This window comes from Arthrobacter sp. 2762, from assembly GCF_040548745.1.
Classification (GTDB): domain Bacteria; phylum Actinomycetota; class Actinomycetes; order Actinomycetales; family Micrococcaceae; genus Arthrobacter.
Genome location: NZ_JBEPSI010000001.1, coordinates 489,952 through 515,040 on the forward strand (window position 1 = coordinate 489,952; position 25,089 = coordinate 515,040).

General features: G+C 62.5%; 23 protein-coding genes. 7 read left to right on the top strand and 16 right to left on the bottom strand.

Annotated features, from left to right (window positions below; all coding sequences use genetic code 11):
- Nucleotides 1-266: 266 nt before the first annotated feature.
- A complete protein-coding gene (locus ABIE18_RS02395; RefSeq protein WP_499721002.1) occupies nt 267-1,904 on the top strand; it encodes an APC family permease in 1,638 nt (545 codons plus the stop codon).
- 67 nt (nt 1,905-1,971) lie between these two features.
- Here the strand turns inward: ABIE18_RS02395 and ABIE18_RS02400 are convergent, their stop codons facing one another.
- Nucleotides 1,972-3,192 carry an acyl-CoA dehydrogenase family protein gene (locus ABIE18_RS02400; RefSeq protein WP_499721003.1) on the bottom strand — a complete coding sequence of 407 codons (1,221 nt, stop codon included), beginning with the start codon at nt 3,190-3,192 and terminating at the stop codon, nt 1,972-1,974.
- Nucleotides 3,193-3,328: 136 nt separating this feature from the next.
- Here ABIE18_RS02400 and ABIE18_RS02405 point away from each other — a divergent pair, with 136 nt between their 5' ends.
- Together ABIE18_RS02405 and ABIE18_RS02410 are read left to right on the top strand one after the other, a co-directional pair.
- On the top strand, nt 3,329-5,047 hold the full coding sequence (locus ABIE18_RS02405; protein ID WP_499721004.1) for an AMP-binding protein: 1,719 nt from the start codon (nt 3,329-3,331) through the stop codon (nt 5,045-5,047).
- 24 nt (nt 5,048-5,071) lie between these two features.
- Complete coding sequence (locus ABIE18_RS02410) at nt 5,072-5,581, top strand: MarR family winged helix-turn-helix transcriptional regulator (RefSeq protein WP_223947755.1); 510 nt, start codon at nt 5,072-5,074, stop codon at nt 5,579-5,581.
- Between the two features lie 92 nt (nt 5,582-5,673).
- On the opposite strand, the gene ABIE18_RS02415 is transcribed toward ABIE18_RS02410, so the two are convergent.
- Nucleotides 5,674-6,849, bottom strand: coding sequence for a pyridoxal phosphate-dependent aminotransferase (locus ABIE18_RS02415; RefSeq protein WP_499721005.1), 1,176 nt, complete (start codon nt 6,847-6,849; stop codon nt 5,674-5,676).
- Between the two features lie 279 nt (nt 6,850-7,128).
- On the opposite strand from ABIE18_RS02415, the gene ABIE18_RS02420 reads away from it, so the two are divergent.
- Both ABIE18_RS02420 and ABIE18_RS02425 read left to right on the top strand, forming a co-directional pair.
- Nucleotides 7,129-8,001 (top strand): hypothetical protein, encoded by an 873-nt coding sequence (locus ABIE18_RS02420; protein ID WP_499721006.1) that lies wholly within the window; start codon nt 7,129-7,131, stop codon nt 7,999-8,001.
- A 341-nt stretch (nt 8,002-8,342) separates the two neighbouring features.
- The gene (locus ABIE18_RS02425; RefSeq protein WP_499721007.1) at nt 8,343-9,008 is read left to right on the top strand and encodes a TenA family protein; all 666 of its coding nucleotides are present in this window, start codon (nt 8,343-8,345) and stop codon (nt 9,006-9,008) included.
- Nucleotides 9,009-9,204: 196 nt separating this feature from the next.
- Here the strand turns inward: ABIE18_RS02425 and ABIE18_RS02430 are convergent, their stop codons facing one another.
- The 7 genes from ABIE18_RS02430 to ABIE18_RS02460 all read right to left on the bottom strand — a co-directional run bounded on the left by ABIE18_RS02430 (nt 9,205) and on the right by ABIE18_RS02460 (nt 16,003).
- Nucleotides 9,205-9,501, bottom strand: a complete 297-nt coding sequence (locus tag ABIE18_RS02430; RefSeq protein ID WP_477516130.1) for a DUF4190 domain-containing protein — start codon at nt 9,499-9,501, stop codon at nt 9,205-9,207.
- Nucleotides 9,502-9,629: 128 nt separating this feature from the next.
- Nucleotides 9,630-10,409: an enoyl-CoA hydratase gene (locus ABIE18_RS02435; protein WP_442018242.1), complete on the bottom strand. Its 780-nt coding sequence runs from the start codon at nt 10,407-10,409 to the stop codon at nt 9,630-9,632.
- A gap of 45 nt (nt 10,410-10,454) precedes the next feature.
- Nucleotides 10,455-11,378: a 3-hydroxyisobutyrate dehydrogenase gene (mmsB, locus tag ABIE18_RS02440; protein WP_499721008.1), complete on the bottom strand. Its 924-nt coding sequence runs from the start codon at nt 11,376-11,378 to the stop codon at nt 10,455-10,457.
- A gap of 72 nt (nt 11,379-11,450) precedes the next feature.
- Nucleotides 11,451-12,521 carry an enoyl-CoA hydratase/isomerase family protein gene (locus tag ABIE18_RS02445; protein ID WP_499721009.1) on the bottom strand — a complete coding sequence of 357 codons (1,071 nt, stop codon included), beginning with the start codon at nt 12,519-12,521 and terminating at the stop codon, nt 11,451-11,453.
- Complete coding sequence (locus tag ABIE18_RS02450) at nt 12,521-14,020, bottom strand: CoA-acylating methylmalonate-semialdehyde dehydrogenase (protein WP_499721010.1); 1,500 nt, start codon at nt 14,018-14,020, stop codon at nt 12,521-12,523. Before ABIE18_RS02450 ends, ABIE18_RS02445 begins: the two co-directional genes overlap by 1 nt.
- Before the next feature lie 169 nt (nt 14,021-14,189).
- On the bottom strand, nt 14,190-15,560 hold the full coding sequence (locus tag ABIE18_RS02455) for a cryptochrome/photolyase family protein (protein ID WP_499721011.1): 1,371 nt from the start codon (nt 15,558-15,560) through the stop codon (nt 14,190-14,192).
- 101 nt (nt 15,561-15,661) lie between these two features.
- A complete protein-coding gene (locus ABIE18_RS02460; protein ID WP_499721012.1) occupies nt 15,662-16,003 on the bottom strand; it encodes a hypothetical protein in 342 nt (113 codons plus the stop codon).
- A gap of 287 nt (nt 16,004-16,290) precedes the next feature.
- Here ABIE18_RS02460 and ABIE18_RS02465 point away from each other — a divergent pair, with 287 nt between their 5' ends.
- Nucleotides 16,291-18,450: an amylo-alpha-1,6-glucosidase gene (locus ABIE18_RS02465; protein WP_499721013.1), complete on the top strand. Its 2,160-nt coding sequence runs from the start codon at nt 16,291-16,293 to the stop codon at nt 18,448-18,450.
- A gap of 103 nt (nt 18,451-18,553) precedes the next feature.
- On the opposite strand, the gene hxlA is transcribed toward ABIE18_RS02465, so the two are convergent.
- Entirely contained in the window at nt 18,554-19,177 is a 624-nt protein-coding gene (hxlA, locus tag ABIE18_RS02470) for a 3-hexulose-6-phosphate synthase (protein ID WP_498697051.1), read from the bottom strand.
- 81 nt (nt 19,178-19,258) lie between these two features.
- Nucleotides 19,259-19,849, bottom strand: a complete 591-nt coding sequence (gene hxlB, locus ABIE18_RS02475) for a 6-phospho-3-hexuloisomerase (RefSeq protein WP_431117799.1) — start codon at nt 19,847-19,849, stop codon at nt 19,259-19,261.
- A 148-nt stretch (nt 19,850-19,997) separates the two neighbouring features.
- Between hxlB and ABIE18_RS02480 the strand changes: the two genes are divergently transcribed.
- Entirely contained in the window at nt 19,998-21,290 is a 1,293-nt protein-coding gene (locus ABIE18_RS02480; RefSeq protein ID WP_499721014.1) for a helix-turn-helix transcriptional regulator, read from the top strand.
- Between the two features lie 8 nt (nt 21,291-21,298).
- Here ABIE18_RS02480 and ABIE18_RS02485 read toward each other — a convergent pair whose 3' ends face one another.
- From ABIE18_RS02485 to ABIE18_RS02505, 5 genes are all read right to left on the bottom strand, one after another.
- Nucleotides 21,299-21,922 (bottom strand): MBL fold metallo-hydrolase, encoded by a 624-nt coding sequence (locus ABIE18_RS02485; protein WP_499721015.1) that lies wholly within the window; start codon nt 21,920-21,922, stop codon nt 21,299-21,301.
- A complete protein-coding gene (locus tag ABIE18_RS02490) occupies nt 21,922-23,025 on the bottom strand; it encodes an S-(hydroxymethyl)mycothiol dehydrogenase (protein WP_499721016.1) in 1,104 nt (367 codons plus the stop codon). Before ABIE18_RS02490 ends, ABIE18_RS02485 begins: the two co-directional genes overlap by 1 nt.
- A 65-nt stretch (nt 23,026-23,090) precedes the next feature.
- Nucleotides 23,091-23,315, bottom strand: a complete 225-nt coding sequence (locus ABIE18_RS02495) for a hypothetical protein (RefSeq protein WP_216922220.1) — start codon at nt 23,313-23,315, stop codon at nt 23,091-23,093.
- A gap of 5 nt (nt 23,316-23,320) precedes the next feature.
- Nucleotides 23,321-24,235, bottom strand: coding sequence for a pyridoxal 5'-phosphate synthase lyase subunit PdxS (gene pdxS / locus ABIE18_RS02500; protein WP_499721017.1), 915 nt, complete (start codon nt 24,233-24,235; stop codon nt 23,321-23,323).
- Nucleotides 24,236-24,400: 165 nt separating this feature from the next.
- A complete protein-coding gene (locus ABIE18_RS02505) occupies nt 24,401-25,081 on the bottom strand; it encodes a GntR family transcriptional regulator (protein ID WP_499721018.1) in 681 nt (226 codons plus the stop codon).
- Between the last annotated feature and the right edge of the window lie 8 nt (nt 25,082-25,089).

Sequence of the window (25,089 nt, forward strand, 5' to 3'; positions counted from 1 at the left end):
TATTCTTGAACATTTGTTCATAAACAAGTCTTGAACGCCTGTTCAATCTGAACTAACCTCTTCTTATGACCCACGCCACACCCATACGGTTGCGGCTTGGCGGGCATGGCCTGGACTTTGACCACATCGAAGGCCCAGCCAGCCCCGTTACAACAATGGGGGAACAGCCGGAGGCACACAGTGGTGCCCGGCCATTTGATTTCGACTGCGACCAATGGCGGCCGCAGGTCATCACCATTCGGTGCACGTCTGAGTTAGGAGTTCGAATGTCAGAACCCAGCAAATTAGGACCCCGCAAGAGCGATGCAAGCGGCATGGACGAGTTTGGCTACGCACAAACCCTTGACCGCAGCATCGGCAAGTTCGCCAGCTTCGCCGCCGGCGTCAGCTACATCTCCATCCTTACCGGCGTTTTTCAACTCTTTTACTTCGGCTTTTCCACGGCCGGGCCCGCCTACGCGTGGTCATGGCCCATCGTCTTCGTCGGCCAGCTGATGGTGGCCCTGTGCTTTGCGGAACTGGCTGGCCGCTACCCGGTGGCGGGATCGGTCTACAACTGGGCCAAACGGCTCTCGACCGGAACGTGGGCTTGGCTGGCAGGCTGGTTGCTCCTCATTTCCTCGATCATGGCTCTGGGATCCGTTGCCTTGGCCCTTCAAATCACATTGCCGCAGATCTGGAGTGGCTTCCAGCTCGTGGGCGATGGAACAGGTCCCTACGACTTCGCCGTCAACGGGGTCATCCTCGCAAGCATCATGATAGGTATTTCCACGCTCATCAACGCTTTCGGCGTGAAACTCATGACCATGATCAACAGCGTGGGTGTGTTCGTGGAACTGGTTGCGGCCGTCCTGCTGATCGCGGCGCTGATATGGCATTCCGTCCGCGGACCCGAAGTCCTCCTGGATACTGCCGGATTCGGGGAAGGACATCCCCTCGGCTTCTTCGGGGTGTTCATGATTGCCGCCATGGCCTCCGGCTACGTCATGTATGGATTCGACACAGCAAGCTCCCTGGGCGAGGAAACCAAGGACCCCAAGCGCACGGCGCCCAAGGCCATCCTGCGGGCTGTTACGGCGTCCTTCCTCTTGGGAGGACTGCTCCTCCTGGGCGGCATCCTGGCCGCACCCAATCTTTCCGATCCCAAGCTCGGAGCTGCCGATGGCGGACTCCAGTACATCGTGCTTTCCGTGCTGGGCGGCCCCTTCGGCAAGGCATTCCTGGTTTGCATCGTCGTGGCCGTCGTAGTCTGCACCCTGGCCGTACACGCAGCAGCTATCCGGATGATGTTCGCCATGGCCAGGGACAACAACCTTCCCTTCAGCCGCCAGCTCAGCAAAGTGCACCCCACCCGCAAAACCCCGACAGTGGCTGCCATCGTTATCGGTGCAGTGGCAGTGATCCCGCTGATCGTCAACATCTCCCAGCCGGCCATCTTCACCATTCTTTCCAGCATCAGCATCGTCCTGATCTACCTCTCCTACCTGCTGGTCACGGTGCCGATGCTACGGCGCCGGTTCCTCAAGAAGTGGCCCCTGAAGGACGATGGGTCAGAACCTGGATTCAGCCTCGGCAAATGGGGGCTGCCCGTGAACATCCTGGCAGTGCTCTGGGGCGGTGCCATGACAATGAACCTGATTTGGCCACGGCCGGAGATTTACAACTCTGTGCCGCCCTTTGAGTGGTACCTGCAGTGGGGCGGCGTCATGTTCGTTGCTGCCGTGATCATCGGCGGAACACTTCTCTACCGCCTCCGTATCAGGCACCGGACAGGGGTTTTGGCCGAGCACGCAGCCGCGGCCCCGTCCCCCGAACCAGCCTCCCCGGAACCAACCTCCTCGGAGCCGGCATCGCCGGAGCCTGCCTCCTCGGAGCCCGTCCAGGTCCTAACCCAAAGCTCATAGCAGTTTGCAACAAGAGGGCATCTCTTCGCCAGCGTTCCACCGGCGAAGAGATGCCCTCTTTGTCGTCTTAGACGAACGCCGACTTTCCCGTTACCGCCCTGGTCACGATCATGGAGTTGATCTCGTAGCTGCCCTCGTAGGTGTACAGGATTTCGGCGTCGCCGAAGAGCTTGCCCATCTCGTAATCCGTGGTGATGCCGTTTCCGCCCATCAGCGATCGGCCCATAGCCACGGACGAGCGCGCCAAGCGCGTTGTGGTCGCCTTGCACATGGCGGCCTGCACCATTTCCAGCTTCCCGGCCTGCTGGATGCGTGCGAGTTCCACCATCAAGGACAGTGAAGCGTTGGCGTTGCCCAGGATGTCCGCAAGTTGCTGCTGGATGAGCTGGAACCTGGCCAATTCCTTGCCGAACTGCTTTCGCTCCAGGGCGTAGGACCGGGCAATATCGAAGGCCGCCAACTGGATGCCCGCAGCCTGCCAACCAACCCAGGCCCGCGAATCCCGCAGCAGGTCATTGGCCCGCGAGAACGCTGTGGCACCGGGCAGCAGGTTATCCTCAGGAATCCGGACGTCGTCCAGCGTGATGTCCGCATTCTGCATGATGCGGAGGCCGATCTTGTTGGTGATCTTGGTGGCCGAGTAACCTGCCCGGTCCGTCTCCACGATGAAGCCCTTGATCTGGTGATCAGACACATCACGGGCCCACACCAAGGCGAAGTCGGCAATCGTGCCGGCCCCAATCCAGCGCTTGGCACCGTTGATGACCCATTCGCCGCCGTCGCGCCGCGCCGTCGTCGAGAGTCCCCCGGCGATGTCCGAACCGTGGTCCGGTTCCGTGAGCGCGAAGGCACCCAACTGGGTGAAGGCTTCCAGCCCCGGCAGCCACTTCCGCTTCTGTTCGGGAGAGCCGAGTTCATGGATCATGCCGACGATGAGTTCGTTATGGATGCCAACCAGTGCAGAAAGCGACACGTCTGCCCGGGCGATCTCCGTGTACATGAGGCCCTTGAACAGCTTGGAGGAGCCGTCGGTCTGCAGCCCGCCGAGCCCATATTTGGCCATCTCGGCCAGGAGCCCGAACGGGAACTCTTCGCGGTTCCAATATTCGATGCTGGCAGCGCGGATCCGCCTTTGGAGGAACTCCCGCACCTCCGCGTACCGCGCCTGCTCCCCCGCAGGAAGCAGGTCCACTACATGCATCAGATCCGCCTCCGGATAAGGAGGGAGGACTTTCTGTATCGGTTCGCCGCTGGTAACGGTGCCGGCAGCTGCTTTTTCGTCGAGCATTTGACCCCTTCGTCATGTCCAACGCAGGCTCTTCCAAACCCTTGGATGTCCTAGTATATTGCAAGGTGATGTGGACCACTAGGCGGGATACTCCGGCGATGGCGCCGAGACAGTAATCCCCAGCGAAAGGCGGACTATGACAGTCACAGAAGACTTCCGTGCGGCCCGTGACCGGCTGCTGGAACTGCGCGAGGACTACAAGCAGGCACACAGGGAATTCGAATGGCCACGTTTTGACGAGTTCAACTTCGCCCTGGACTGGTTCGACCAGATCGCTGCGGATCCGGAACGGGGAAACAAGCCGGCACTGGTCATCGTTGAGCAGGACGGCAGTTCCACCCGGCGCACGTTTGCGGACCTTTCGCAGCGGTCCTCCCAACTCGCCAACTGGCTGCGCAGCGAGGGCGTCAAGCGCGGGGACCACATGATCATCATGCTCGGCAACCAGGTGGAGCTCTGGGAGCTCATGCTTGCCGGCATCAAGCTGGGCATCGTCATGATCCCCACCACCACCCTCATGGGCGCCCGGGATCTTCAAGACCGGGTAGAACGGGGCGGTGCCAACTGGGTGGCCGTGGGTAGCGCCAACATCGGGAAGTTCGCCGCTGTGGAAGGCGACTACACGCTGATCGAGATTGGCGGGGAACGCACCAACGCGGAAGCCAAACAGTACGGAGATTCCTTCTCTGCACAGGAGGAGTTCACGCCCGAGGCCCCCACCAAAGCCGACGAGACGATGCTGCTGTACTTCACGTCCGGCACCACCTCGCGCGCCAAGCTGGTGGAGCACACCCACACCTCCTACCCCGTGGGCCACCTCTCCACGATGTACTGGATCGGCCTTGAACCCGGCGACGTGCACCTTAACGTCGCCTCCCCCGGCTGGGCCAAGCACGCCTGGTCCAACGTCTTCACGCCCTGGATCGCCGAGGCCTGCGTCTTCATCTACAACTACGAACGCTTCAATGCGGCCGCCCTCATGGACCAAATGGGCCGCGAAGGAGTCACGAGTTTCTGTGCACCGCCCACCGTCTGGCGCATGCTCATCCAGGCGGACCTCACGCAGCTGGCCTCGCCGCCCCGGAAGGTGGTGTCCGCCGGCGAACCGCTGAACGCGGAGGTCATCGGCCAGGTGGAGGAAGCGTGGGGCGTCACTATCCGCGACGGTTTTGGCCAGACCGAATCCACCGTCCAGATCGCGAACACGCCAGCACAGCCAGTCAAGATCGGTTCCATGGGTCGGCCGCTGCCCGGCTACGACGTCGTCCTGGTCGACCCATTCACCGGCAAGGAAGCCGACGACGGTGAACTCTGCCTGCGCTTGGACCCCCGACCTGTGGGGCTCATGAAAAGCTACTTCGGCGATGAGGCGAAAACAGCCGAAGCGTTTCGCGACGGTTATTACCACACCGGGGATATGGCCAGCCGGGACGCCGACGGCGTCATCACCTATGTGGGCCGCGACGACGACGTCTTCAAATCCTCCGACTACCGTTTGTCGCCTTTCGAACTTGAAAGCGTACTGATCGAACACCCCGCAGTTGCGGAGGCCGCCGTCGTGCCTTCGCCGGATCCCGTGAAGCTTTCGGTGCCGAAAGCGTTTGTGGTGCTCGCCGCCGGCTACGAACCCGGGCCCGCCGTTGCCGAGGACATCCTGCGATATTGTCGCGAGCACCTGGCGCCTTTCAAACGCATCCGGCGACTCGAGTTCGGTGAACTGCCCAAGACCATTTCAGGCAAGATCAGGCGTGTGGAACTTCGCGGCACAGAAGTGGCCAGGCACGGCGCCGGACCGCTCCCGGCAGGTCTCGGCCTGGAGTACACCGAGGAAGAGTTCCCGAATCTGAAAGACTAGTCAACCAAGCAACGAAGGAGGCCCATGGGCACCCCACTCCCCCGAGACCCCATCGCCGACGCCCAACGCAACTGGGAACGGCATGGTTGGGGCGATGTTGCCGCGCCCATGGCTGCCATCACCGCGATCATGCGCACCCAGCAGATCCTGCTTGCGCGCATCGAGACGGTCCTCAAACCGTTCGGGCTGACCTTCGCCCGCTACGAACTCCTTGCCCTGCTGAGTTTCGCCCGCAGCGGTGCGCTCCCCATGAATAAGGCGAGCGCGCTCCTGCAGGTGCATCCCACCTCCGTGACCAACGCCGTCGACCGTTTGGAAAAGGCCGGCCTGGTGGCCCGTTCCCCGCACCCAACCGACGGACGGACCACCCTGATCGAACTCACCGCCGAAGGCCGCACCCTGGCGAAGAAGGCGACGGCGGCCCTCAACTCTGAAGTTTTCGGCAACTCGGGCTTCGGAGCCGACGACGTCGATCACCTCATCCGCGTCCTGGGGACGTTCCGCAGGGATGCCGGGGACTTTACGGAGGAGTGATTCTGTCGGCGCTCTTCATGCCAGCTGAGTGAAACCCAAGGGTCCGGATTCAGCCCCTCCGGTCCCACGTCCATCAACTGACTCCCGGCGTTCTACGGGTTGCGTCCGCCCGCCTCACGCACCGCCGCCCTGAACCGGTCACCGAGAAGTTCGATCCGTTCAACAGGTTCGTTGCTAAAAACAAGACGCAGATGACGGCCCGCTACGTCGCCGCCCCAGCCAGTCATGGCAGTGGCGGCTACACCATGCCCTAACAGCACTCTGGAAAGGTCCGATGGATTCACCCCATGCTCCGTGGTGTCCAGGATCTGCGACCAACCTCCGGCAGCTGGGATCATGGCAAAGCCTTCCAGGGACGCGGTAAGGGCGTCACGCCGGCGTTGCCACTCTTCGATGCATTGAGCCAGTCCGTCATCGGTCCCGCCCAGGGCAGCGATCAGCCCGGCCTGGGCGATGCCTCCGGGGGTGATGCCGTTGTAGATGTGAACCATTGCGAGGTCCGGTATCACCTCGGCGGGGGCGACGATCCACCCGATCCTCCAGCCGATCATCCGCTGCTCGATCGAGGGTGCGCCAACAATGACTGTGCGGTCCCGCATCCCCGGGTAGGACACCGGGCTCACAACCGGCAAGCCGTCGTAGACGACTCCCTCCATAAATGACCAATAGATCAGCCACAGGTCCTGCTCCACACATAGCCTGGTAATTGCCTGCCACTCGTGGTCGTTGAGCCTGTAGCCGGCGGGAAACGACGGATTCTGGAGAAAGACGGCCCTCGTTCCGGGTGCGACCGCCGCTTCCAACGCATCGATGTCCAACCGCCAGGTTCCATCCCCGGCTGTCATCGGCACCAACCGCGGCACGCCTCCTGCCAGATAAACCCTGTTGAGCATGCCCGCGTACGTGGGGTCCGTGAGCACTATTTCATCCCCGGGCTCGGTCAGGGCCAGCAGTGCGTCCAGAAGGCAGTCTCCGTCGCTGGCAGTCAGGATGATTTCGGTTTCCGGATCGTACTTGACGCCGCTACGGGAAGCCACATGGGCCGCCACTGCTTCTTTGGCGGCCAACTGGCCCGTGAAAGGGAGGTATGAGTTGGCCGAGTCCAGGCCAACGGCTGCGCGGGTAGCTTCGATCGCCAACGGAGGCGGAAGAAGGTCGGTATCAAGATTCTCCAGGCGCAGAGTGTTTGGATCCTCACCCGCTGCAGCAGCCACAGCGTCTATGTTGAAGCCAGCGACGTGCTTCAGCCGGGCAGGCCTGGTTCTCATGGTTGCCTCATTTCACCAAAGAAGGGTCATCCAAGACCATCGTCCGCTCGAAGTTCCCGAAACGGAACGGCAATAGCGCGATTTTGAACTGCAATTTCCACCGCCACGTGGATTACCAGCTACAAGCTTCTGTACCCGGATGCGCCGCCGGGCGTATCCTAAAGCTCCATTGCCGCATTGGGGGTGGAGCGTTTGGTCAAGAATCCGAGACAAGGCCGCAGCATACTTCTGCGCCCTTTCCTCCTGGCCATGCTTGGCTCATCTGCATGGATGCTGTGGTTGACCGGCCCTTCAGCAGCGGCCGCGGATATCGTTCCCGTCATACCTCCGCTACCCGGCAGCACCACGCCGCTCACGCAGACTCTGCAGGCGCCCTCGGTCACATCCGTGGCCGATTCTGTGGACCCAACGGCTCCCGAACTTGATCCGCTGGCCGAGGCTCCCGCAGTTCCCGCGCTGTCTGAGGCTCCCGCGCTCCCGACAGTGACCGTCCCCCAGGTTCCGGGTATCTCCCAGGTTCCGGGTATCTCTCAGGTTCCGGTCGTCGGCCAGCTTCCCGAGGTACAGAAACTTCCTGTGGTGGAGGGAGTCCTGGAGCTCCTGCCCGAAGTCTCTGACGTACTTCCCGTGCCCGAGGTGCCCGCGCTGCCGGAAGTGCCTGGCTTACCCGATGTGCCGGAGTTGCCCGGGCTTGCAGACCCTCCGCTTCCTCCAACGCCAGCACCCACGTCGAACCCGCTCGACGGCGTCGCCGCGCCTGAGGTATCAACCTCCGCGGAGGCCCCAAGCTCACCGTCAGGCGCTCCGACGCTGCCACTCGCCGTCGTGCTCCAAACCACGCAGGCAGCGGCGCCGCTGCTCGGAGGCCCCAGCCTCCCGCAGCCCATACCGACTTTTGACCCAGCAGGTGTTCCGCCCGCCGCGATGCTCGCACCTGGCAGCCCGGTTCCCGGCACGCCGCTTCATCCGGTACCGGCGCCAAGCACTGCAGGAGTATCCGGAGCGGGCGGCTCAAGCACTTCGGCCCCCGGGGCGTCCGACCTCCCGGAGGTCCTCTCACCGCTGCCGCCTCCGAGAGCCGGTCCAGTGACGGACCCGCAGCGAACGGCATCACCACAACCCTCGTTCGATCCCGGGTCCCGACCTGACTGATGCGGTGGCTCCTGCTTTGGCAGGCACCACCACCTGCGCCAACCGACGCAGGCATAAGACATCAGTCAGGAGGCACCCATGCTTCGCAAAATCCAGGTCCCTGTCCGCAATCACGCAAAGGCATCCGCCAGCCGACGTATCGGCTTTTGGCCCGACTTGGTCGGCAACTGGCCGGACCCGATGCACGCGGAAAGGAACGGGAGACTCTGCTGAACGGGCCACATAGCCCAAGGAATAGCGGCGCCGGCCGGGTAGTCAGTCTGACTGCCCGGCCGGCGTCGTACTGTCCGAAGTCGCCACCGCCTGCTAGGGTGCGTTGCTGACACTTCAGGAGGAAACACGTGGGCTTTGCCGAAGAACTTAAGCACGGGTGCATCAACGATTGGGACGCAGCCGTCAATCATCCGTTCGTGGATCAGTTGCTCAGCGGGAGCCTTTCCGATGAAGACCTGCGGCGCTACCTTGTGCAGGATTACCAGTTCTGCGACGCCTTCACAGCGCTCCTCGGACAAGCAGTGGCTTCAGCTCCGTCGCTGCCTTCCCGGCTGGTGTTCGCGCGGGTACTGGGCGCATTCGCCTCGGACGAGAACACGTACTTCCAGGATTGTTTCAACGAACTGGGCGTTCCGGAGGCTGACCGGAGCGCACCCGCACTTGGAATCGTGACCCGCGACTTCGACGCCCTCATGCGCAGCGCCTTGGCTACCCGCTCCTACCCGGACGTCCTGGCCGTCCTTCTTGTTGCCGAATGGCTGTACGGGGACTGGGCCGCGCGAGCCGGGGATCCTGCGGCATGGCCCACCGCACCGAAACATTCGGAGTGGATCCGTCTGCACAACAATCCCGAGTACAACGCCTGGGTGACATGGCTGCGCGACGAGTTCAACGCCGTGGAACCTGTATCTCCGGAAGACCGCACCCGCGTCGCTAAGACATTCGCCGAAGCAGTACGTCTGGAACGGGCGTTCTTCGATGCCGCGCTGGTGCCGTCAGGCGTCCCGGCATAGAGGAAAATCCACAGCAAGTGGCTCCTCCACAGCCTGCTCCGGGTACGGCTCAGGAAACTCCCCAAGCTGTGTCCAGTGCCAGCTTTCCAAACAGTCATCGTTGTCGCAGAACCGAGCCGTCATCATGTCCCCACCTCGTTGCCTGGCTATCCCTTCTTTAAGAGGGGGCAACTACCGGGTCGTGACGGAGAAAGCGTCAGTGGATAGCAGAAGTGAACGCGAAGATGAGGGCTGAGGCCAAGGACAGCAGGCCGATGCCATAGCCAACAACCAGGGCACCAATCGCGAAGGGCCGTCCGCGTTCTCCCCGTTGCTGGATCTGGTTGAGGGCCACGTGCCCCGCGCCCACAACGAAGATTGCGATGACGGCCATCCCCGCGAAGAACAGACCAACGAGGGCCAGCACTGCCATCGCTGCTGCCACGATGGCCTGGCGGTTGATCGGTTGGACGGATGCTTCCGTTTGGCCGGTTTGAACGATCTCCGTTGACATGTTCTCTCCCCATTTGTCGGTGCCAACGAGTCTATCCTCGCGCGTCTGAAAACTACGTTGCGGGGCCCACTCTGCGCACTTCGCGTCGGATGTGAAGCGCAGAGCAGGCCCCGCAACGCAAGAAACTCCTAGCGGTGCTTGAACTCGGGCTGCCGCTTTTCGCTGAACGCGGCCATACCTTCCTTCTGGTCCTCAGTGGCGAACAGCGAGTGGAACACTCGCCGTTCGAAGAGCACACCCTGTGCCAGACCCATTTCAAACGCGGCATTGACGGCTTCCTTGGCCACCATTGCTGCGGGCTTGGACTTCGAGGCGATGACCTCGGCGGCTTTCACGGCCTCGTCAATTACTTCAGCTGCGGGGACAATCCTGGAGACAAGGCCTGAGCGTTCAGCTTCCTCGGCGTCCATGAATCGGCCCGTGAGGACCATGTCCATCGCCTTGGCCTTACCCACGGCACGGGTGAGCCGCTGGGAGCCGCCCATTCCGGGGATGACACCGAGGTTGATTTCCGGTTGGCCGAATTTGGCGTTGTCCCCGGCGATGATGAAGTCCGCCATCATCGCCAATTCGCAGCCCCCGCCCAAGGCAAAGCCGGAGACCGCGGCAATGACGGGGATGCGGAGCCGCGTGAGGTCTTCCCATCGGCGGAACCAATCCGCCGCATACATTTCCATGTAGCTCTTGGAGGACATCTCCTTGATATCGGCGCCCGCCGCGAACGCCTTGGCGGATCCCGTGATGACCACGGCACCGATGTCAGGATCGGTGTCCATTGCGGTGACTGCGTCCACAAGTTCGTTCATGAGTGCCGTGTTCAGCGCGTTCAGCGCCTGCGGCCGGTTCAAGGTCACCAACCCAACGCGGCCCCGGCGTTCCACCAGGATGTTCCCGTACTGCTCCGTCATGCTCTCCCTCTCCGCCAAAATCGTCATAAGTTCAGTTCCAACCTCTCACGCAGACTTGTCGCGTATGTCCGTGATGATGCCTGAGAAGTCACGTCCGGCACCCTCGCCAGCGGCGTAGGCATCGTAGATCCGGGATGCCAACGGCCCCATTTCTGCTGCAACTCCAGTGCTTTCCAACGCATTTACGGCCAGCCTCAAGTCCTTGGCCATCAGTGCTCCGGCAAAACCGGGCTGGTAGTCGCGGTTGGCCGGGCTGGTGGGGACAGGACCGGGAACAGGACAGTTGGTGGTCAGTGCCCAGCACTGACCGGAAGCGTTGGAAGCGACATCAAACAGTGCCTGGTGCGTGAGTCCAAGTTTCTCGCCGAGCACGAAGGCCTCTGCGACAGCAATCATGGACACACCCAGGATCATGTTGTTGCAGACCTTGGCTGCTTGCCCTGCACCGTGATCGCCGCAGTGCACGATCCTCTTGCCCATGAGTTCCAGGATGGGTTTGACGGCCTCAAAATCTTCGGGCAAAGCGCCCACCATGAAAGTCAGCGTGCCGGCCTCGGCACCCACAACGCCACCGGAAACCGGCGCATCCACGGAACGGTGGCCCGCTTCCAATGCAATGACAGCGGCCTCCCGGGCCTCGTCAACATTGATCGTGGAGCAATCCAGGAACAAGGTATTCGGCGCGGCAACTGACAGCAGCCCGGGCCCGTCGACACCGCGGTATGCGTCCAGCACGTGCTTGCCGCTGGGCAACATGGTCAACACCACGGCAGCGCGGTCCACGGCTTCCTGGGCCGAGGATGCCATGGGAATTCCGTGGGCCTTGGCTGCCTCGACGGCCGCCGGCACGGGGTCATAACCGATCACCTCATGCCCTGCTTTGATCAGGTTGGCCGCCATGGGGCCGCCCATATGGCCGAGTCCGAGGAAAGCGATGAGTCCCGTTGCCGATGCTGCGTTCTCTGTCATGTCGTCTCCTTCAACTGGTTCACAAACTGGCAACTGGTTAACAAACTGGCAACTGGCTGAACACGCGGGTGGTCATGTGGCGTCAGCACCCAAGGCGGCGAGCCCCAACTCCCGCTCACCGAGCGGCGCAAAGTAGCCCTCGACGTCGGACTCGCGCACCTCGGACAACGTGGGCGGCTTCCAATGCGGGTTCCGGTCCTTGTCCACTACCTGTGCACGGATCCCTTCACGAAAATCGGGCCCGGCCAGGCAGCGCAATCCCACCCGGTACTCCTGGTCCAGTGCTTCCTCCAGCGACATCCCCCGCACGCGCCGCAAGGATGCCAAAGTGACCTTCACGGAAGTGGGCGACTTCGTCTCAATGGTGTCGGCCGCGGAAGCCGCCTCCGGCGAAGAATCCGCCAGCGAGCGCAAACTTCGTACGATCTCCTCCGCGTCGTCCTGCGCGTAGGCGGCGTTGATCCACTCCTGCTGGGCGGCCAGGGGCGAGTCCGGCGCCGCTTGGGCAAAGCGCTCGACGGCGGCCTCAGCCGTCGAGCTTTCCAGCGCCTCCGCCAAGGCAGGGAGGCTTTCGGACGGCACAAAGTGGTCCGCGAGCCCAAGGAACAAGGCGTCCGCCCCGGTGAGGTGGGCACCGGTCAGGGCCGCGTGGGTTCCTGTCTGCCCGGGCGAGCGGGACAGCAAAAGGGTGCCGCCGACGTCGGGCACGAACCCAATGGTGGTCTCAGGCATGCCTGTGCGCGTCCGCTCAGTAACGATGCGCACCGAGCCGTGCGCCGAGACCCCAACGCCGCCGCCCAGTACCAACCCGTCCATGAAGGCGACATAGGGCTTGGGGTAACGGGCAATGAGCGAGTTCAGCCGGTACTCGTCGGCCCAGAACTCCGCCGTTTCCGTTCCGCCCTGCAACATGTCCTTATAGATGGCCACAATGTCTCCGCCGGCGCACAGCCCGCGGTCGCCAGCGCCGCGCACCAGGACGGTTGCCACGGCGTCGTCATCAGCCCAGGCAGCCAACTGCTGGAGCATGGCTTTCACCATTCCCGCGCTGAGGGCGTTGACTGCCTGGGGCCGGTTGAGCGTCACGATGCCAAGGTGGCCGCGGCGCTGGAAAAGAACTTCTTCTGTGTCCAAAGCCCCCATCAGCTGCCTGCCGGCATGATGAAGCTGGCGCCCTGCCGAATGCCGGAGGGCCACCGCGACGTCACGGTTTTGGTCTTGGTGTAGAAGCGGAAGGCGTCGGCGCCGTGCTGGTTGAGGTCGCCGAAACCGGACGCCTTCCAGCCGCCGAAGGTGTAGTAAGCGATCGGCACTGGGATGGGCACGTTGATGCCCACCATGCCTACCTCTACTCGGCTGGCGAAGTCGCGGGCGGAGTCGCCGTCGCGGGTGAAAATTGCCACGCCGTTGCCAAACTCGTGCTCGCTGCAGAGCCTGAGCGCCTCGTCATAGTCAGCCGCGCGCAGCACGCTGAGGACCGGGCCGAAGATCTCTTCCTTGTAGATCTTCATGTCCTTGGTGACATTGTCGAAGAGCGTGGGGCCAACCCAGAAGCCGCCGTCATAGCCTTCCACGGTGAGCCCGCGACCATCGGTGACCAGGGTTGCGCCTTCGTCAACGCCGGACTGGATGTAGCCTTCGATCCGTTCCTTCGCCGAGGCAGCAACCACGGGCCCAAAGTCAGCGTCCTTGTCCAGGCTGTGGCCCACCTTCAGGTCCTTCACACGTTCGGTCAGCTTGGCCACCAACGCGTCCGCGGTTTCCTGGCCGACGGGAACTGCAACCGAGATCGCCATGCACCGTTCGCCGGCGGAACCGTAGCCGGCACCAATCAGGGCGTCGGCAGCCATGTCCAGATCAGCGTCGGGCATGATCACCATGTGGTTCTTAGCCCCGCCGAAGCACTGGGCACGCTTCCCGTGGGCCGCCGCCGTGGCGTAGATGTACTGGGCGATCGGTGTGGATCCAACGAAGCCAATGGCTTTGACGCGCGGATCCTCAAGCAAGGCATCGACGGCTTCCTTGTCGCCATTGATCACGTTGAAGACGCCGTTGGGAACACCGGCTTCGCTGTACAACTCGGCGAGCCGCAACGGAACGGAGGGATCCCGTTCCGAGGGCTTAAGGATGAAGGCGTTGCCGGCTGCGAGCGCGGGGCCCGACTTCCAGAGGGGGATCATGGCTGGGAAGTTGAACGGCGTAATACCGGCAACCACGCCCAGCGGTTGGCGCAGTGAGTGCACGTCAATACCCTGCCCCGCGTTGTCCGAGAACTCACCCTTGAGCAGGTGCGGCGCCCCTGCGGAGAACTCGACTACCTCGATGCCGCGCTGGATGTCTCCCTTGGCATCGGCAAGCGTTTTGCCGTGCTCGGAGGACAGGAGCTTGGCGAGCTCGTCCATGTTCTCGTTGACCAAGTCCACAAACTTCAGCAGGATGCGTCCCCGGCGCTGCGGGTTCATGGCCGCCCATTCGATCTGGCCCTTCTCGGCATTTGCGATCGCGTTGCGGACCTCGTCCGCGTTGGCCAGCGGAAGCCGCGCCTGCACTTCGCCCGTGCAGGGATCGTAGACATCGCTGAACCGACCGGACGTGCCGTCGATCCTCTGGCCGTCTACGTAGTGTGAAAGCTCGCGCACCATGATGGAATGCTCCTTTGCATCGTTGAATGACTGCCGTGCGGCTGGCTCCAGTAATCGGCCGGAACGCCTCAGCGACTGTGGTCCAAGTCATCTCTGAACCGAATATACTCGGACTTCCTACTAATTTCCAGAGGACGTTTTTCCTGCCCTGTTCATCAGCGGGCAGTAGCTAGTGCACCTCTTTGAGTCCCTTGTAGGCCTCCAGGGCATCCTGCCGGCTGGTCTTGAGATCCACGATTTCCTCCGGGTAATCCGGCGTGCCGAACTCCGGGATCCAGCGGGCTATGTACTTTCCCTGGGGATCGAATTTGAGGCGTTGGGCCTCCGGATTGAAGATCCTGAAGAACGGCGAAGCGTCCGCCCCTGAGCCCGCCACCCACTGCCAGTTGGCAGGGTTGGACGCCGGGTCAGCATCCACAAGGGTGTCCCAGAACCACTGCTCGCCGAGTTGCCAATGGATGCCGAGGTTTTTCACCAGGAAGCTTGCCGCGACCATCCTCACCCGGTTGTGCATCCATCCCGTCTGCCAGAGTTGCCGCTGCCCGGCGTCCACCATGGGGAAGCCGGTCCGGCCCCGCTGCCAGGCGCGAAGCTCTTCTGCTGCAGCCTCGTGACCGTCACTATCCGGCCAAGCCCACGGGAAGCGGTCAAACTCCTTGCGCAGGTTCGCTGTGGCGAGTTCCGGGTTGTGGAAGTACTGGTGCCAACAGAATTCGCGCCAGCCGAGCTCGGAAGCGAAAATACTTGTGCTTTCCGATCTGTTGGAAGCCAGCGCATGCCATACCTCAAAGGGGCTGAGCTCACCCCACCGCAGATAAGGCGAGAGGCAACTGCTGCCATCGATATCCGGGCGATTTCGGCCTTCGCTGTAATTGGTGAGTCCATCCGCCACGAATTGCTTAAGTCGTTGGTGTCCGGCAGCCGATCCGGGCGTCCACACCTCCTGCAATCCTGCGGACCAGTCCGGGGTGGTGGGCAGCAGGTGCCAGGACTCAAACGGATCGTACGCAGGGAGTTCGCCAGCGTAGCCTCGCCCTTCGTCCGGCACAGCCAACGGATCCCGGAAGTCCTGCGCTGAGACGGTCCGCCAGAAAGGGGTGAAAACCTTGTACTGCCCGCCCGTCTTGGTGGTGACTTCCCACGGCTCATGAAGCAGGGACGCCTGAAAACTCTCCACATGCATGCCGGCCTCACGAGCCCACGTCTTGATCCCGGCGTCGACCGTCCGCTCCGCAGGGCCGTAACGGCGGTTCCAGAACAGCGCGCCGGCGCCGATCGCCGTCGTGATCTCCTGAACAATCGGGGCGGCCGGTCCCCGACGCAGCAGCAGCGGTATTCCGAGCGCCGCGAGATCGTCCCGCAGTGCCGCCAGCGAGTAGTGCAGCCACCAACGCGCGGCACCGCCGTGGCGGCGGATACCGGGCGATTCTTCGTCCAGGACGTAGAGGGCCACCGCCGTGCCATCATCGACGGCGGCACGCAAGGCAGGGTTGTCCCTGATCCTCAGGTCGTCGCGGAACCAGACGATGGACGGCTTCAAATTACTACTCTCTTTCGAGTTTGAATACAGCTGATGCCCCCAGGAAGGCATCCAAAGGGCATCAGCTGAACAAGAATTTCGGAACTCAGAACTCAGAGCGCTTAACTCAGCGAAGGAACCGAGTCCTCATCTATTTGGGTCAACGCAGGGACCGTGGTGTCGGTTTCAGTCCAGACGGGGACACTGTTCATCACGTAGTCCCTGGCTGCAGGGCCCACCATGTTCAGGCCAGGGTAGAGACGCTGGCCATGATCTTTCCTGGCGCGCAATCCTTCAAGTTCAAGGGCTGTCCTGAAAGCGGAATCAGGAATGGGCACTTTGCGTCCGAGGACGCACCAACTGATGTAGAGGCCGTAGAGGGTGTCAAAATCCAGACCCTCCTCGGTGTCGTCATCAAACACCACACAGTCACTCAGAAAACTACTGATTTGGGTGTCGGTCATTGCGGGGCCTCCGGTGGCGGAAGAAAAAACGGGCCGCCGGGCTGCATCAGCGAATGTCCTGTTCACTCACTATAGTCCTCCTGACGTTCGCCTGTACCGGAAAGTAGGTTAACTCTGGATTGCATTCGCTGCGGCGACACCGTCAATCGAACCCTCGCGCCTCTGGTGCCCACCGCCGCATCGGCGTAGCTTCGGATACGTCCACACATACGGGCTGCCTCGGCATCCAGGCGAGCCGTGCAACGGTTTGTGTGGGGCATCGTTCCGCCCTGATTGGAGGCACAGACGTGGCTGGATGGAACGCCGATACTGCCGCCGGGCCCCTTGGTTCCGGCACGGTCACGCTGGTGGAAGGCTCATCATTCTGCATTTCCGCTGCCAACGGAGACATCCGTCCGGAGCTACCACAGGGGGTCTTCCATCTGGACACCCGGATCCTGTCCAAATGGGAATTGACAGTCAACGGACAACCGCTCGAGCCGCTGGCCGCAGAGACCAAGGAACCTTACCGGGCCCTCTTTGCCTCCCGGGTGCCCCGTTCGGATGGATATGCGGACAGTCCGCTGCTGGTGGAGCGCCTGCGCGAGGTCGGAGCCGGAATCCTGGAGAAGATTACGGTTCGGAATTACTCCACCAAAGCGGCGGATTGCCAAATCCTGCTGACGGTCGAGTCTGACTTCGCGGACCTCTTTGAAGTGAAGGAGGCCAGGGTTACCCGTCATTGGACTGAAACCCGGCTTCCTGAGGGCAATTCCCTGGAAATTCGGGGCAAGTGGGAGGGTTTCCGAAAAAGCGTCGTAATCCAGGCCGAAGGTGCAGGTGCGGGCGCAAAGGCTTTGGGTTTCAGGACCACGATTCCCCCTTTTGGGAGCTGGAGTACGCGCGTGAGCGTGGTGCCCACCGTTGATGGAGCCGGGACGCCCTTGCCGTTCACCCATCCAGGCCAGGGCGAGCTCTCCCCCAGCGACAGGCGCAGGCAGGAGTGGGTGGCCAGGATTCCTGCCCTCCAGATCAGCAACCACTCCATCGAACGCACGCTCCGCCGCAGCTATGAGGACCTGGGCGCCCTCCGGATCCAGGACCCGGAACATCCGGACAGGGTAGTGGTTGCCGCCGGCGCGCCGTGGTTCATGACGTTGTTTGGCCGTGACTCGCTGTGGGCTTCGGAAATGGCCCTGCCGGTGGATCCGTCACTGGCGTTGGGCACGCTCCGAACGTTGGCCGATCGCCAGGGAACAGTGGTGGATCCGGTCAGTGAGGAAGAACCGGGCAAGATCCTGCATGAGGTGAGGCTCGACGTCTCCAGCGGCCTCGCTCTCGGCGGAAAGTCCGCGTACTACGGCAGCGTTGATGCAACCCCGCTCTTCGTGGTTGTCCTGGGATCAGTCAGCCGCTGGGGATTCTCCAAGGACACTATCTCCGCCCTCCTGCCCAACGCCGACCGCGCCCTTGAGTGGATCCGTGATTACGGCGACCGGGACGGCGATGGCTTTGTGGAGTACGGTCGCCCCAACGAGCACGGGCTCATCAACCAGGGTTGGAAGGATTCCTGGGACGGCATCAACTTCGCTGACGGCACCATAGCCGAACCGCCCTTGGCCCTGTGCGAGGTCCAAGCGTACGTCCACGGCGCCTATACGTCGCGGGCGTGGATGGCGTACGACGCCGGCGACCTCAGCTTGGCTGCAGAGCTTCAGGAGCGCGCGGATCGCCTCAAGCAGAAGTTCAACGAAGAGTTTTGGCTTCCGGACAAGGGCTATTATGCCGTCGCGTTGGACCGCGACAAGCGGCCTGTGGACGCATGCGCCTCCAACATGGGCCACTCCATGTGGTTTGGCTTGATGGATGAGGACAAAGCCCCCTCTGTTGTGGAGCACCTGATGTCCCCGGAGATGTTCAGTGGTTGGGGAATCCGGACGTTGGCAAGCAACATGGGCGCCTACAATCCGGCCAGCTACCACAACGGGTCAGTCTGGCCGCACGACAATGCGTTGATCGTCCAAGGGCTGCTGCGGTACGGATTTGTGGAAGAAGCACAACGGATTGCCACAGCCTTGCTGGAAGCTGCCGAGTATTCAGGCGGCCGGCTCCCGGAACTCTTCTGCGGCTTCGACCGCAAACAGTTCAGCGAACCCGTTCCCTATCCAACCGCCTGCTCACCCCAGGCATGGGCTGCCACAACGCCCATTCAACTGGTCATGGGCCTCATGCGCTACGACGCCCACATTTCGTTGGGCGGAGTCTGGCTGGACCCCGTTTTGCCGCCATCCTTCGGAGACCTCCACATCGGCAACGCCCCCATGGGAAGTGGCCGCATCACGATCGACGTTGTCGGCTCGAAGCCCACGGTCCAAGGCCTGCCGGATGGGTTGACGTTCCGCCATGCGCAGCGGCCTTGGCTCACGGAGTTGCTGGAACAGGCGCACCTTCGGAGCCCGGAAACCTGAGGTCCGAAAAAGTGAGGCACACAAAGCGAGCCGCCCGGAAAGTACCTTTGAAAGGGTACTTTCCGGGCGGCATCAAGCTGGTTGCGTGAGGTGGTAACAGGCCTTACTGGATGGCGGCTTTGAGTTCCTTGGCGGCCAGTTCCGGGTCAAGGGCACTGTAGATGGCGCTGCCGGCCACGGCTACGTCGGCACCGGCCAGCTGCACTGCCTGGATGGTGGAGAGGTTGACGCCGCCTGCAACCGAGAACGGCACACGGGCTTCTTCACCGGCGTTAAGGAGTCCGCGAAGGTCGAAGCCAGGCTGGGCTTGCTCGTCCAGGCCAGCGTGGAACTCGATGAACTTGGCGCCCAGAGCGCGGGCTTCCTTTGCACGGGTGACTTTGTCAGCAACGCCGATCAGGTCAACCACGATGCCCTTGTTGTGGGTCTGGGCTGCCTTGACGGCACCTGCAATGGTGGAGTCATCTGCCGTTCCGAGCACTGAGACGAGGTCGGCACCGGCCTTGAAGGCGATGTCGGCTTCGAGTTCTCCAGCGTCCATGGTCTTCATGTCGGCGAAGACGATCTTGGTGGGGTGTGCTTCCTTGATCGCCGTTACTGCGGAGAGGCCCTCTGCCTTGATCAGCGGCGTGCCCAGTTCGATGATGTCAACGTGCTCGGCTACTTTGCCGGCCAGTTCCAGGGCTGCCTCGGTGGTGAGGAGGTCCAGTGCGACTTGAAGTTTCATAGTGTTCATACTTTCTTTGTGGGTTGTTGGTGAGTTGGAATCGGCCCAAGCGGGTTGCTCAACTGAGCAGCTGTCTCAGGCCTATTCGAGGTTGGCGTGACGCAGCCAGAGCTGTTCAGCGGGTTCGTCGGCGGCGTCCCAGAGGGTCTGGAAAACCGACTCCGTGGCGAGGAACAGCGCCTGCTCAAAGAGGCTGCCGGAATACTGGCGCGAAATGTTGGAACCGTGGTCCGTCTTTTGGGCCGCCGGGATAATCACCAACGCGTCTGCCAGCCCCGCCAAGGGCGAAGAGGCGTTGGTAGTGATCGCAGCAACCTGTGCACCTGCTTCAAGTGCGGTTTGGGCAGCTTTGACCACACCGGACGTCGTGCCTGAACCGGACGCGACCACCAGGAGGTCTCCGGAACTGATGGCTGGCGTGGTGGTGTCACCGGCGACGTGGACGGTCAGGCCCAGGTGCATCAGCCTCATGGCCGCCATCCTGAGGACCAGGCCGCTGCGCCCGGCTCCTGCAAGGAACACACGGCCGGCCCCCTTGATCCTGTCGGCAAGATGGGCCAACTGAGCGTAGTCAATGCCGGAAGTAGTGTCAGCAACTTCGCCGAGGATCAGGGATACATTGCCGGCTACGTCCGCGCTCGTGGCAGTTGCTGTTTCTGCGGTGACGTTCACATTCACTCCTTCGTGGATAGGTGCTCAAGCCTTTCGGGCCTATGGACAAGTCTTCCGGGCAGTTCGGGTAGGGGGAACGCCGAAAACGAGCAGTTCATACCACCCTTTTGGGTAGTTAACGTGGCCCCTGTTCGTTTAGGCTGCATCCATGACCCAGCTGACCGATAACAAACGCCGCCCGGATACCGGGACCCTTCCGTGGCAGCTTCTGGACGCCATCGCAGATATCGCGCAGGCACCCCTGATGCGTATTGCAGAGAGCCTGCGTGCTGCCCTTGCACCCTTCATCAAGTCCAGCGCCCTGGTGATCTTTACCGAGGACTGCACGGGCCGGCCGCAAAAGAAGGCGGGCGAGGAAAGCATTGTCAGCAGGGTTTCCATCCCGGAACTGGACCGTGTAAGGGCCGCGATTCCAGGCGGGGGCCCATGGCGAGGCAAGGCTATTGTCGCGGGAAAAGAGCGGGAGGTACTGGCCTTGGGCTATGCGCCGAGCAACGCCCTCCTGGTCCTGACGGATCCTGCAGAAGGGCTGGCAGAAGATGCGGAGCGCGTCCTCTCCTACCTTTGGCGGCTCACAGCTGCCCGTATCCAGGAGAAGGTCTCTGACGCGCCGCCGTCGTACCTTCTGGAGTCCCGCGCCGCATCAGCGGAGCGGATCCGCGTAACTGCTGAGTTGGTGGATCAGCACTCCACCACGTTGGAAACTGTGCTCGCGGCCTTAAGATCCAACTCCATGGACGACCACGCAGCCCGTACGGCCGTGACCGACATGACCGTCAAGGCGCTGATCAGCCTGCGAACCCTCAACGACCGCACCAGCGATCTTGTGGAGGAACCGGTCAGCACGGCGTTCGAAAGGCTTCGCGAGGACCTCCGGCCGCTGATGCACTTCAGCAACATCGATATCCAGTTCATTGAACCGCCTGCGAACGGCAGGGCTCTGCCGGGCGAAGTAGCCCACGCCGCCCGCGCCGTGGTTCGAGGCCTGGTCCTGGCCATCGCCGAGCAACCCGACGTGCATCGTGTCCGGGCACAGTGGGACTGCGATGGCGAGAACCTGCTCATCAATGTCCGTGACGATGGCAGGGGCGAGCTATCCCCCGAGGCTCCCAACATCGAACGCCTGCGCCAACGCGTGCAGGCCGTTAACGGCAGGATGAGCCTGGACGTCATGCAGGGCTGGGGAGCCGACATCTCGGTGGTGCTGCCGCTGGATCCGCCGTCAGCGCCGGCAGGGGATGTCGCGGCATGGGGCCTTGCGGCAAGGGAGCTGGAAGTCCTTCAATTACTGGCGGCAGGCCAACGTAACCGGGCCATCGCAGCTGAACTCAACGTCAGCGAAAATACTGTGAAATTTCATATCCGGAACCTCTTCCGGAAGCTCGACGTCCGGTCCCGCACTGAGGCCATCGCTTTGGCGCACAGTGCGGGACTCCGGTAGTCGGCCGCTTAGTCCTGCTTTAGAAGGGCCAGCGTCTCGCGCTCGGCTCCGATGGTGGTGTTGTCCCCATGCCCGGTGCGCACCACCGTGTGGGCCGGCAGGGTCAGGAGCCGTTCCCGGATGGATGCCAGGATGGTGGGGTAATCGCTGTAGGACCGCCCGGTTGCTCCCGGACCACCGTTGAACAGGGTGTCTCCGGTGAAGACCGTGTCCTGCTCTTCAAGCAGGAAGCAGGTGGATCCGGGTGAGTGGCCCGGCGTGTGGATGGCCCGCAATTCGGCTCCCGCAACGGTGAAAACGTCGCCGTCGCTGAGGTACTTGTCCGGTGTGGTATCCGGATAGACCTGCTCCCACAACACCAGGTCCTCGGGATGCAGGTAGATGGGTGCTTGAACGGCGTCAGCAACTTCCCGCACGGCCCCAATGTGATCGTTGTGGGCGTGGGTCAGCAGGATGGCCAGGACTTTGCGGCCCTGCACTTGCTCGATGATGGCCTGGGCATCGTGCGGGGCATCGATGATGACGCATTCCTGCTCATCCCCAACGATCCAGACGTTGTTGTCCACGTCCCAGGTGCCGCCGTCGAGCGAAAACGTTCCGGAGGTGACCCGGTTCTGAACGGTGACGGCCATCAGAGCGCCACCGCCGGCTCGATTTCAACTACGGAGCGCAGGACTTTGCCCTCCTGCATCCGGGCGAAGGCTTCCTCCACCTGGTCGATCGTGATGCGTTCGGTCACGAAGGCGTCCAGGTTCAGGTTGCCTTGCTTGTAATGCTCCACCAGCATGGGGAAGTCGCGGGAAGGCAGGCAGTCGCCGTACCAGGAGGACTTCAAGGAACCGCCGCGGCCGAAGACATCCAGCAGCGGCAACTCGAGGGTGGCGGTGGGCGAAGGAACACCAACCAGGACAACGCGGCCTGCGAGGTCGCGGGCATAGAAAGCCTGCTTGTAAGTTTCGGGACGTCCGACGGCGTCAATCACCAGGTCTGCGCCGTTGCCTCCCGTCAGGGCCCGGATAGCTTCTACCGGATCCTCGAGGCTGGAGTTCACTCCGTGGGTGGCTCCCAGGGACTTGGCCATGTCCACCTTGTTGGCATCGATGTCCACGGCAATGATGGTGGTGGCGCCGGCCAGCTTGGCGCCGGCGATCGCGGCAATACCTACGCCGCCGCACCCGATGACGGCCACGGACTCGCCACGCTTGACCTCACCGGTATTGATGGCCGCACCGATGCCGGCCATCACGCCGCATCCCAGCAGACCCACCGCGGCGGGATCCACTGAATCATCCACCTTGGTGCATTGGCCCGCGGCCACGAGGGTCTTCTCGGCGAAGGCGCCGATTCCCAGTGCCGGCGAAAGCTCAGTGCCATCTTCCAGCGTCATTTTCTGGGTGGCGTTGTGGGTGTTGAAGCAGTACTGCGGCTGGCCCTTGGCGCAGGCACGACACTGACCGCACACCGCACGCCAGTTCAGGATGACCCTGTCGCCGGGGGCGACTTCCGTGACATCCGGGCCTACCGCGCTGACCACGCCGGTGGCCTCGTGGCCGAGAAGGAACGGGAAATCTTCGGAGATACCACCCTGCTGGTAGTGCAGATCGGTGTGGCACACCCCGCAGGTGAGGATATCCACCAACGCCTCACCCGGCCCTGGATCCGGTACAAGGATGGTCTCCAAAGTGACCGGAGCGTTCTTTTCCTTGGCAATGACAGCTTTTACTTTGTGAACCACGATCGGTTCCTTTCTCGGGTCGCAGAGAACTGACAGTAGTTTGGATCAGGCAGGGACGACAATCATCACACCCAGACCTGATAGCCGGTTGACTTATCGAACAGCCTCCTTGTGGATGCCCCGGCAGCTGCGATCCAAAGAACGGAGTCGTCGTCGGACGCCTGCTCAACCACGCCGGTCATGACAAGGTCGTCCGAGAGCCAGACCTCCACCGTATGGCCTGTCAGCTGGGCCCAGTCCTTGCGCAGGCCGCGTCCGGTGATCGTCCTGTCCGGTTTCGCCCCCAACATCGCACTTACCAGCCGCGCTCTGCGAGGCGGTGGGGCTGCGGGATTTCGTCGACGTTGATGCCGACCATGGCTTCGCCCAGGCCGCGGGAGACTTTGGCGATGACGTCGGGGTCGTCGTAGTAGGCGGTTGCCTTCACCACCGCGGCAGCGCGCTCTGCGGGGTTGCCGGACTTGAAGATGCCCGAGCCAACGAACACACCATCAGCGCCGAGCTGCATCATCATCGCAGCGTCAGCAGGGGTAGCAATGCCACCGGCAGTGAACAGCACCACCGGGAGCTTGCCCGTGGCGGCTACTTCCTTGACCAGCTCGTACGGGGCCTGCAGTTCCTTGGCCGCAACATACAGCTCATCCTCGGGAAGTGCGGCGAGCTTGGCGATCTCCGAGCGGATCTTGCGCATGTGCCCGGTGGCGTTGGAAACATCACCGGTGCCGGCTTCGCCCTTGGAACGGATCATCGCCGCGCCCTCGTTGATGCGACGCAAGGCCTCACCGAGGTTGGTGGCGCCACAGACGAAGGGAACGGTGAAGTTCCACTTGTCGATGTGGTTGACGTAGTCGGCCGGGGTCAGGACCTCGGACTCGTCGATGTAGTCCACGCCGAGGGACTGCAGGACCTGGGCTTCGACGAAGTGGCCGATGCGGGCCTTGGCCATGACCGGGATGGACACGGCGGCGATGATCTGATCGATCATGTCGGGATCGGACATGCGGGACACGCCGCCCTGGGCGCGGATATCGGCGGGTACGCGCTCGAGTGCCATGACGGCGACGGCACCGGCGTCTTCGGCGATGCGGGCCTGCTCGACGTTGACGACGTCCATGATGACGCCGCCCTTGAGCATCTCCGCCATGCCCCGCTTAACGCGGCCGGAGCCAGTAAGCGTGATGTGTTCGAAAGGGCGTGGTGTAAAGGTCACGTGATACTCCAAGGGACTGAAGCCTGCGATTTCATCACAAGCGCCCGGTACTGCACGCCGCGCTAAGAGCCAGGAGACGCCTGATATCCGGGTGATATATTAGTTAGAGTTCAGTATGCAATCGCCGAAGCGGGGAGTCAATCCCGGAATCCCGCGAGGCAATTCCTATGCAGCGAAGAGTGCGGTGCGGACGGCGTGCTCAAAGCCTGTGACGTGGTCCTTTGCCAACTCCGCCGCTTTTTCCTCATCACCTTCAATGACCGCGCGCAGGAGGTCAAGGTGTTCGCGCACGTGATGCTCAAGGTCCGGCAGCCGATCCAGGACCATGCACCAAATTCGGGTGGCCAGGTTGTCATAGCGGATCAGGACGTCCTCGAGATGAGGATTTGCCGCGGCCGCATAGATGCCCTGATGGACGCTGGCATCCAGGCGCAGGGTCTCCACAACCGAGGCGCCGGCCACGTTAAAGGCTTCCACGGCCTTCATAACGTCCCGCAGGTGCTCCCGTGTAGCGGCGGAAGCCACGCGTGCCGCGCGCGCCGCGGCCAGTGGCTCCAGCTGCGTGCGGATCTCTGAAATAAAGGCCAGGTCCGTCACATCAACACGGGTGGCAAATGTTCCGCGGCGCGGATAGGTGACCACCAAGCGGTCCAGTTCCAGCCGCTTCAGGGCTTCGCGCACCGGAGTGCGGCCGATTTCGAGGTCCTTCGCCAACTGGTCATCATTGAGGAGGTCCCCGGGTTTGATGTCCAGCATGAGGAGCCGGTCGCGCAAACGCTCATACGCGACGTCAGCCAAGGACTTCCTGCTGGTATCGTCCGAGATTGCCAGAGTTCCAAATGCCACAGTGCCAG

Excerpts from the sequence above, each read along its gene's own strand:
- ABIE18_RS02410 (WP_223947755.1), top strand. The coding sequence starts at position 5,072 with ATGGGCACCCCACTCCCCCGAGACCCCATCGCCGACGCCCAACGCAAC.
- mmsB (WP_499721008.1), bottom strand. The coding sequence starts at position 11,378 with ATGACAGAGAACGCAGCATCGGCAACGGGACTCATCGCTTTCCTCGGA.
- ABIE18_RS02480 (WP_499721014.1), top strand. The coding sequence starts at position 19,998 with ATGACCCAGCTGACCGATAACAAACGCCGCCCGGATACCGGGACCCTT.
- ABIE18_RS02395 (WP_499721002.1), top strand. The coding sequence starts at position 267 with ATGTCAGAACCCAGCAAATTAGGACCCCGCAAGAGCGATGCAAGCGGC.
- ABIE18_RS02435 (WP_442018242.1), bottom strand. The coding sequence starts at position 10,409 with ATGACGGAGCAGTACGGGAACATCCTGGTGGAACGCCGGGGCCGCGTT.
- ABIE18_RS02445 (WP_499721009.1), bottom strand. The coding sequence starts at position 12,521 with ATGGGGGCTTTGGACACAGAAGAAGTTCTTTTCCAGCGCCGCGGCCAC.
- ABIE18_RS02430 (WP_477516130.1), bottom strand. The coding sequence starts at position 9,501 with ATGTCAACGGAGATCGTTCAAACCGGCCAAACGGAAGCATCCGTCCAA.
- ABIE18_RS02400 (WP_499721003.1), bottom strand. The coding sequence starts at position 3,192 with ATGCTCGACGAAAAAGCAGCTGCCGGCACCGTTACCAGCGGCGAACCG.
- ABIE18_RS02485 (WP_499721015.1), bottom strand. The coding sequence starts at position 21,922 with ATGGCCGTCACCGTTCAGAACCGGGTCACCTCCGGAACGTTTTCGCTC.
- ABIE18_RS02450 (WP_499721010.1), bottom strand. The coding sequence starts at position 14,020 with ATGGTGCGCGAGCTTTCACACTACGTAGACGGCCAGAGGATCGACGGC.
- ABIE18_RS02495 (WP_216922220.1), bottom strand. The coding sequence starts at position 23,315 with ATGTTGGGGGCGAAACCGGACAGGACGATCACCGGACGCGGCCTGCGC.
- ABIE18_RS02405 (WP_499721004.1), top strand. The coding sequence starts at position 3,329 with ATGACAGTCACAGAAGACTTCCGTGCGGCCCGTGACCGGCTGCTGGAA.
- ABIE18_RS02460 (WP_499721012.1), bottom strand. The coding sequence starts at position 16,003 with ATGACCGACACCCAAATCAGTAGTTTTCTGAGTGACTGTGTGGTGTTT.
- ABIE18_RS02415 (WP_499721005.1), bottom strand. The coding sequence starts at position 6,849 with ATGAGAACCAGGCCTGCCCGGCTGAAGCACGTCGCTGGCTTCAACATA.
- hxlA (WP_498697051.1), bottom strand. The coding sequence starts at position 19,177 with ATGAAACTTCAAGTCGCACTGGACCTCCTCACCACCGAGGCAGCCCTG.